Here is a 6339-nt window from a genome sequence, read left to right on the forward strand (position 1 = left end):
AAGGGGCGACCGGCCCGCACCGCAACAAGGAGTGCCCATCATGGCCCCCAAAGTTCTGATTTCTGACAGCCTGTCGGACGCCGCCGTCCAGATCTTTCGCGATCGCGGGATCGACGTGACCTTTGATGCCTCCATCGGCAAGGATAAGGAAAAACTGCTCGCCGTGATCGGTGACTATGACGGTCTTGCGATCCGGTCGGCCAGCAAGGTCACCGAAAAGATCATCGCGGCCGCCACCAAGCTCAAGGTGATCGGGCGCGCAGGGATAGGGGTCGACAATGTCGACATCCCGGCCGCATCGAAAAAGGGCATCATCGTGATGAACACGCCCTTTGGCAATTCGATCACCACGGCCGAGCATGCGATCGCGATGATGTTCGCCGTCGCCCGCCAGATCCCCGAGGCGAATGCCTCGACCCATGAGGGCAAATGGGAAAAATCCCGCTTCATGGGGGTAGAGTTGACCGGCAAGACGCTGGGGGTGATCGGTGCGGGCAATATCGGCTCGATCGTGTGCGCCCGTGGTCTTGGCCTCAAGATGAAGGTGGTGGCCTATGATCCCTTCCTGTCCGAAGAGCGCGCGGCCCAGATCGGTGTGACCAAGCTGGATCTGGACGCGCTTTTGGCGCGCGCCGATTTCATAACGCTGCATGTGCCCTATACCGAAAAGACCGCCAACATCTTGTCGGCGGAAAATCTGGCCAAGACCAAAAAAGGCGTGCGCATCATCAACTGCGCGCGCGGCGGTCTGGTCGATGAGGCCGCGCTGGCCGGGTTGATCCGCTCTGGCCATGTCGCGGGTGCGGCCTTTGACGTCTTTGCCGAAGAACCGGCAACGGAAAATCCGCTGTTCGGCCTGCCCAATGTGGTCGTGACCCCGCATCTGGGCGCCGCCACCACCGAGGCACAGGAAAACGTGGCCCTTCAGGTGGCCGAGCAGATGGCCGATTACCTGCTGTCGGGGGCTGTGTCGAATGCGCTCAACATGCCCTCTGTCACCGCCGAGGAAGCGCGCATCATGGGCCCCTGGCTCAAGCTCGCCGAGCATCTTGGCGCCTTTGTCGGCCAACTGACCGATGAGCCGATCCAGTCGATCGAAGTGGTCTACAACGGCGTTTCCAAGGACATGAACCTCAAGGCGCTGAACTGTGCCGCGATTGCCGGGGTGATGAAGGCCACGAACCCGGATGTGAACATGGTTTCCGCCCCGATCATCGCCAAGGATCGCGGGATCGACATCTCGACCACCACCCAAGACAAGACCGGCGTGTTCGATGGCTATATCCGGCTGGTCGTGGTCACCGATGAACGCACGCGGTCCATCGCTGGCACGGTGTTTTCCGACGGCAAGCCACGCTTCATCCAGATCAAGGGCATCAATATCGACGCCGAGATCGGGGCGAACATGCTTTACACCACCAATCGCGACGTGCCGGGCGTGATCGGAACGCTGGGCCGTATCCTGGGCGAGCATGGGGTGAACATCGCCAACTTCACCCTTGGCCGGTCGGCGCGCGACGGCGATGCCATCGCGATGCTCTATCTTGACGAAGCGCCCGCGCCGGCGGCTCTTGCCGCGCTGCGCGAGACGGGGGTGTTCCAACAGGTGCGCGCGCTGCACTTCGACGCGGTCTGAGAGCCACGCGCCCGAATGCCCGCCGCATCAGCTTGCGGCGGGCGCCCGTTTTGCGCCAGAAACATCTCTGACAGTCAGGTTGCAGGGCGCGCGCGACGCCGCCCGACATGGGGAAGGGTTTTTCAGATGGACGATATCGTCATCCTGTCGGGCGCACGCACGGCGATCGGCACCTTTGGCGGGGCCTTGGCCTCGGTCGCGCCGACCCAGTTGGGTGCTGTTGTGGCGCGTGCGGCGCTGGCGCGTGCCGGTGTTGCGGGCGGCCAGATCGGGCATGTGGTCTTTGGCCATGTGATCAACACAGAACCGCGCGACATGTATCTGTCGCGCATCGCCGCGATCGAGGCGGGCATTCCCGACACCACGCCTGCGATGAATGTCAATCGGTTGTGCGGTTCGGGCGCGCAGGCGATCGTTTCGGTGATCCAGTCGCTGGCGATGGGCGATGCCGATTTCGGATTGGCGGGTGGCGCGGAAAGCATGTCGAACGGTCCCCATATCGTGCAAGCGGCACGCTTTGGGCAAAAGATGGGCGATGTGCGCGCGCTCGACATGATGATCGGCGCGCTGCATTGCCCCTTTGGCACCGGGCATATGGGGGTAACGGCGGAAAACGTCGCCGCCGAACATGACATCAGCCGCGCCGCACAAGATGGCTTTGCCCTTGAAAGCCAGACCCGCGCGGCGCGCGCGATTGCCGAAGGCCGCTTTGCCGACCAGATCGTGCCGGTTGAAATCCAGATCAAGCGCGAGATGGTGCCATTCGTCACCGACGAACACCCCAAGGCCACCAGCCTTGACGCGTTGGGCGGCTTGAAAACCGTATTCAAGAAAGACGGCACGGTGACCGCAGGCAATGCCAGCGGCATCAATGACGGCGCAGCGGCCTTGGTTCTGGCGCGCGCCGATGCCGCGCAGGCAGCGGGCCTGACACCGCGTGCGCGCATCCTGGGCTATGCCCATGCCGGCGTGCGCCCCGAGGTGATGGGCATCGGCCCTGTGCCCGCGGTGCAAGCCCTTTTGGCGCGCACGGGGCTGTCGATTGCTGATTTTGACGTCATCGAATCGAACGAGGCCTTTGCCGCACAGGCCTTGGCGGTGAACAAGGGGCTGGGGCTGGACCCCGCGCGCGTGAACCCCAACGGCGGCGCCATCGCGCTGGGCCATCCGGTGGGGGCAACAGGGGCGATCATCACCGTCAAGGCGCTTTATGAGCTTGACCGCATCGGCGGCAAACGCGCGTTGATCACCATGTGCATCGGCGGGGGTCAGGGCATCGCCTTGGCCATCGAACGGCTCTGATACCCGGCGCACCCGGGCGCGATTAACCGTTTCTTCAGCCCAAGGGGCCACTCTGTGCCCCGTCGGCAAGGGCGTGTGACGGGTATGGGCATCAGAGGGTTCGAAGAGCGTTTTGCGCGGGAACGCCGCGCCCGGCTGTTGGCCGAGCGCTTGCTTGCCCAACGATCCGATGAATTGCAGTCCGCCAACAAGAAACTCTCGGAACATGCCTATGCGTTGTCTCACACCGTCATTGCCCAGCGTGAGGAAAACGCCGCCCTGATCGGTCGGTCCAGCCGCACACAGGCCGCGCTTGAGGTGGCGACCGAAAAGGCGGTGATCGCGGAGCGCAGGCTTTGGGATGCGCTGAGTGCCGTCGAGGACGGCTTTGCCATTTTCGACCGCGACGCGAAGCTGGTGGTCGGCAACCCGGCATGGATGGGGGCCTTTTCCGGGCTCATGGATGTGATCCCGGGCGCAAGTTATCCGGCGATCTTGCGCATCGCCGTCGAAGAGGGGTTGATCGATCTGCAAGGCGAAGCCGCCGATGACTGGGTCGCACGCATGATCGCGCGATGGGATGGCGCGCAGATCCCTCAAACCGACATCCGCCTGTTCAACGGCGTTTATGTGCGCCTGATCGACAAGCGCACCCCGCAGGGCGATGTCGTCAGCCTGGCGCTCGATATCACCGACACGATCCGCCGCGCCGTCGATCTGGAACGCGCCCGCGACCGGGCCGAGGCCGCGACACGGGCAAAATCGGCCTTTCTGGCCAACATGAGCCACGAGATCCGCACGCCGATGAACGGCGTCGTGGCGATGGCCAATCTGTTGCGCGACACCGCCCTGACCGAGGAACAGCGGCTCTATGCCGATACCATCCGCAATTCGGGTGAGGCCCTGTTGGTGATCATCAACGACATCCTCGACTATTCAAAGATCGACGCGGGCAAGATGGTGCTGCATTCCCAAAGCTTCGATCTTCAGGCGCTGATCCTTGAGATCTTTCGCCTGATGCGGCCGGGGGTTGAGGGCAAGCCGCTGGAATTGCGCCTGGATTACGACATCTTCGTGCCGGAGCGGATGATCGGTGATCCCGGGCGCATCCGGCAAATCCTGACCAACCTGATCGGCAACGCGGTGAAATTCACCGAAGCGGGCCATGTCACCGTGCGTGTGGTGGGCGTGCCCAGCCCGCAATCGCCCGATGTGCTGCCGATCCGTATCCTGGTCGAAGATACCGGCACCGGCATCGCGCCCGAGATGCAGGCCCATGTCTTTGGCGAATTCAATCAGGTCGAGGCCGATGCCAATCGCCGGTTCGATGGTACGGGGCTGGGGCTGGCCATCACCCGGCGGCTCGTCGCGTTGATGGGCGGCAAGATCTGGCTGGATTCGGCGCTGGGGCGCGGGTCGTGTTTCGGCCTGTCGCTCAGCCTGGGGGTGGATCGCACCGCGCGGGCAGACCCCGTGGCGCCGCTGCCGCCCGACCGGGCCGAGGTCTGGTTCATCGCGGGCGGGGGGGTCTTGCCCGATCCGATTGTCGCGCATCTGTCGCGTCTGCGCGCGCGACTGGTTCAGACCGAAGGCGTGACGGATGGCCAAAGCACGGCGCATGCGGTGATCGTGGCGGCCGATGCCCTGACGCCCGGAATGATCGCCGCGCTGCGTGGCGGCGGCATGGTTGGACCGATCTTGTGCCTTGGGTGTGCCAAGGGGCAGGCCGATCTGCAAGACGGGGTAAAGCCGCTTGGGCCTGATGTGACGCTGCGTGATCTTCGCGACGCCTTGCTTGGGCCAGTGGCCGAAGCGGCGGTGCTACAGCCCAAGCCCCGGTTGCGCATTCTGGCGGCCGAGGACAACAAGACCAATCAGCTTGTGTTTCGGGCCATGCTCAAGGGGATCGATCTGGCGCTTGATCTGGTCGAAAACGGCACCTTGTGCCTTCAGGCCTATCTGGCGTCGCGGCCGGACATGATCTTTACCGATATCTCCATGCCCGAGATGGATGGCATCGCGCTTGCCCAGGCGATCCGCGCGCATGAGGCGGAATTTGGCCTGCCGCGGGTGCCGATCATCGCCATGACCGCCCATGCGATGGAGGGCGACCGCGAGCGCATCATGCAGGCAGGCATCGACAGCTATCTGGCCAAGCCGCTGCACAAGGCGGATCTGCATGCCGCGATCCGCACCCATGCGCCTGCGGCGCTGGGCGGGATCATCGGCTTCAAGGGCGCCAGCGCGTGACAGGGTCGGTCACGCGGTAGCGCCCGGTTTCCACCTTGCGCCAGTTGCGGATCGGGCCGGTCGTGTAGCTTTGCGCCACCGGATCATCGGGGTCGATCACGCCCAGCGCGCCAAGGATCTGGGTGATCACCGCCTCGGACGCGCGGGTGCTGCCATCGGCGATCTTCAGCGCGACGCCGATCCGGTGTTCGGGGATGATCGCGGCAAACACCGCCTCGGCGCCGGTCTTGATCGCGGCGCGGTTGCCCATCACGCGCATCAGCCTGGTGCAGGCACGCCCTTCGCCCGCGACAAGATGGGGATGAGCCATCATTGCGTTGCGAAGCCGCACCATGGCCGATTGGCGCGCATCCGCGCCATCCCGTGCCGCTGCAAACATCGCCAAAGCACGGGCAAATCCCGCAAGGCTTGACGCGAAATTGGGGGCGGAACAGCCATCGATCCCATAACCGGGGGTGGCCTCGTCGGTCACGTCTTCCCATGCGGCACGCACGGCGCGCTGCACCGGATGGTCGGGATCGATGTATTCGGGGCCCCCACCCAGATGCTTGGAAAGCGTCAAAAAGCCCGAATGTTTGCCCGAGCAATTGTTGTGGCGTTGATCGGGCCCACAATGGGCACAGATCAGATCATTGCGTGCGGGCTCATCATTGGGCCATTGCACACCACAGCGCAGATCGCCCTCGGACAGGTTCAGATCGGCCAGCCAGCGCGTGACCATGTCGGTGTGAACAGCCGCGCCCTGATGCGATGCGCAGGCCAGCGCCAGATGCGCGTCGGTCAATCCACAGGCATCGGCCGCACCGCTTTCGATCAGCGGCAACGCCTGCACCATCTTGGAAGAGGAGCGCGGCAAGATCACGCCCTGCGCATCGCCCAATTCCCAGATCAGGCCGGCATCGGCATGCCAGACCGCCACATGCCCATGATGGGCGCTTTCGCAGAAATCCCCGCGCCAGACCTCGACCAGCCGTTCGGCGTTCACGCCCATGATGCCCTCCGCTTCACGTCCCGGCAATTTTCCGCTACCGGGGCTTTTTCTGCGGCACAGTTTCCATTAGGGTTCTTCTGGATAAGGTCTGCCGCCCCACCGTTTCCTGAACCAAAAACGGGGCGCAGACCAGAGGCAGTTGGGGCGGAGGCTCTTTACGGATGAAACACTGGTCTATCGG

General features: G+C 63.9%; 4 protein-coding genes. 3 read left to right on the forward strand and 1 reads right to left on the reverse strand.

All coding sequences use genetic code 11. The annotated features are described in order from the left end of the window. Positions 1-40 precede the first annotated feature (40 nt). The 3 genes from serA (at position 41) to Q0094_RS13990 (ending at position 5167) form a co-directional block, all read left to right on the forward strand. Positions 41-1636 (forward strand): phosphoglycerate dehydrogenase, encoded by a 1596-nt coding sequence (gene serA / locus Q0094_RS13980; RefSeq protein ID WP_297620867.1) that lies wholly within the window; start codon positions 41-43, stop codon positions 1634-1636. A gap of 126 nt (positions 1637-1762) precedes the next feature. Next, entirely contained in the window at positions 1763-2938 is a 1176-nt protein-coding gene (locus tag Q0094_RS13985) for an acetyl-CoA C-acyltransferase family protein (protein WP_297620870.1), read from the forward strand. Between the two features lie 84 nt (positions 2939-3022). Beyond that, positions 3023-5167 carry an ATP-binding protein gene (locus tag Q0094_RS13990; protein WP_297620872.1) on the forward strand — a complete coding sequence of 715 codons (2145 nt, stop codon included), beginning with the start codon at positions 3023-3025 and terminating at the stop codon, positions 5165-5167. On the opposite strand, the gene Q0094_RS13995 is transcribed toward Q0094_RS13990, so the two are convergent. After that, on the reverse strand, positions 5148-6158 hold the full coding sequence (locus Q0094_RS13995) for an asparaginase (protein ID WP_297620873.1): 1011 nt from the start codon (positions 6156-6158) through the stop codon (positions 5148-5150). The genes Q0094_RS13990 and Q0094_RS13995 overlap by 20 nt on opposite strands. Positions 6159-6339 lie beyond the last annotated feature (181 nt).

Source organism: uncultured Roseicyclus sp., from assembly GCF_937892565.1.
Classification (GTDB): domain Bacteria; phylum Pseudomonadota; class Alphaproteobacteria; order Rhodobacterales; family Rhodobacteraceae; genus Roseicyclus.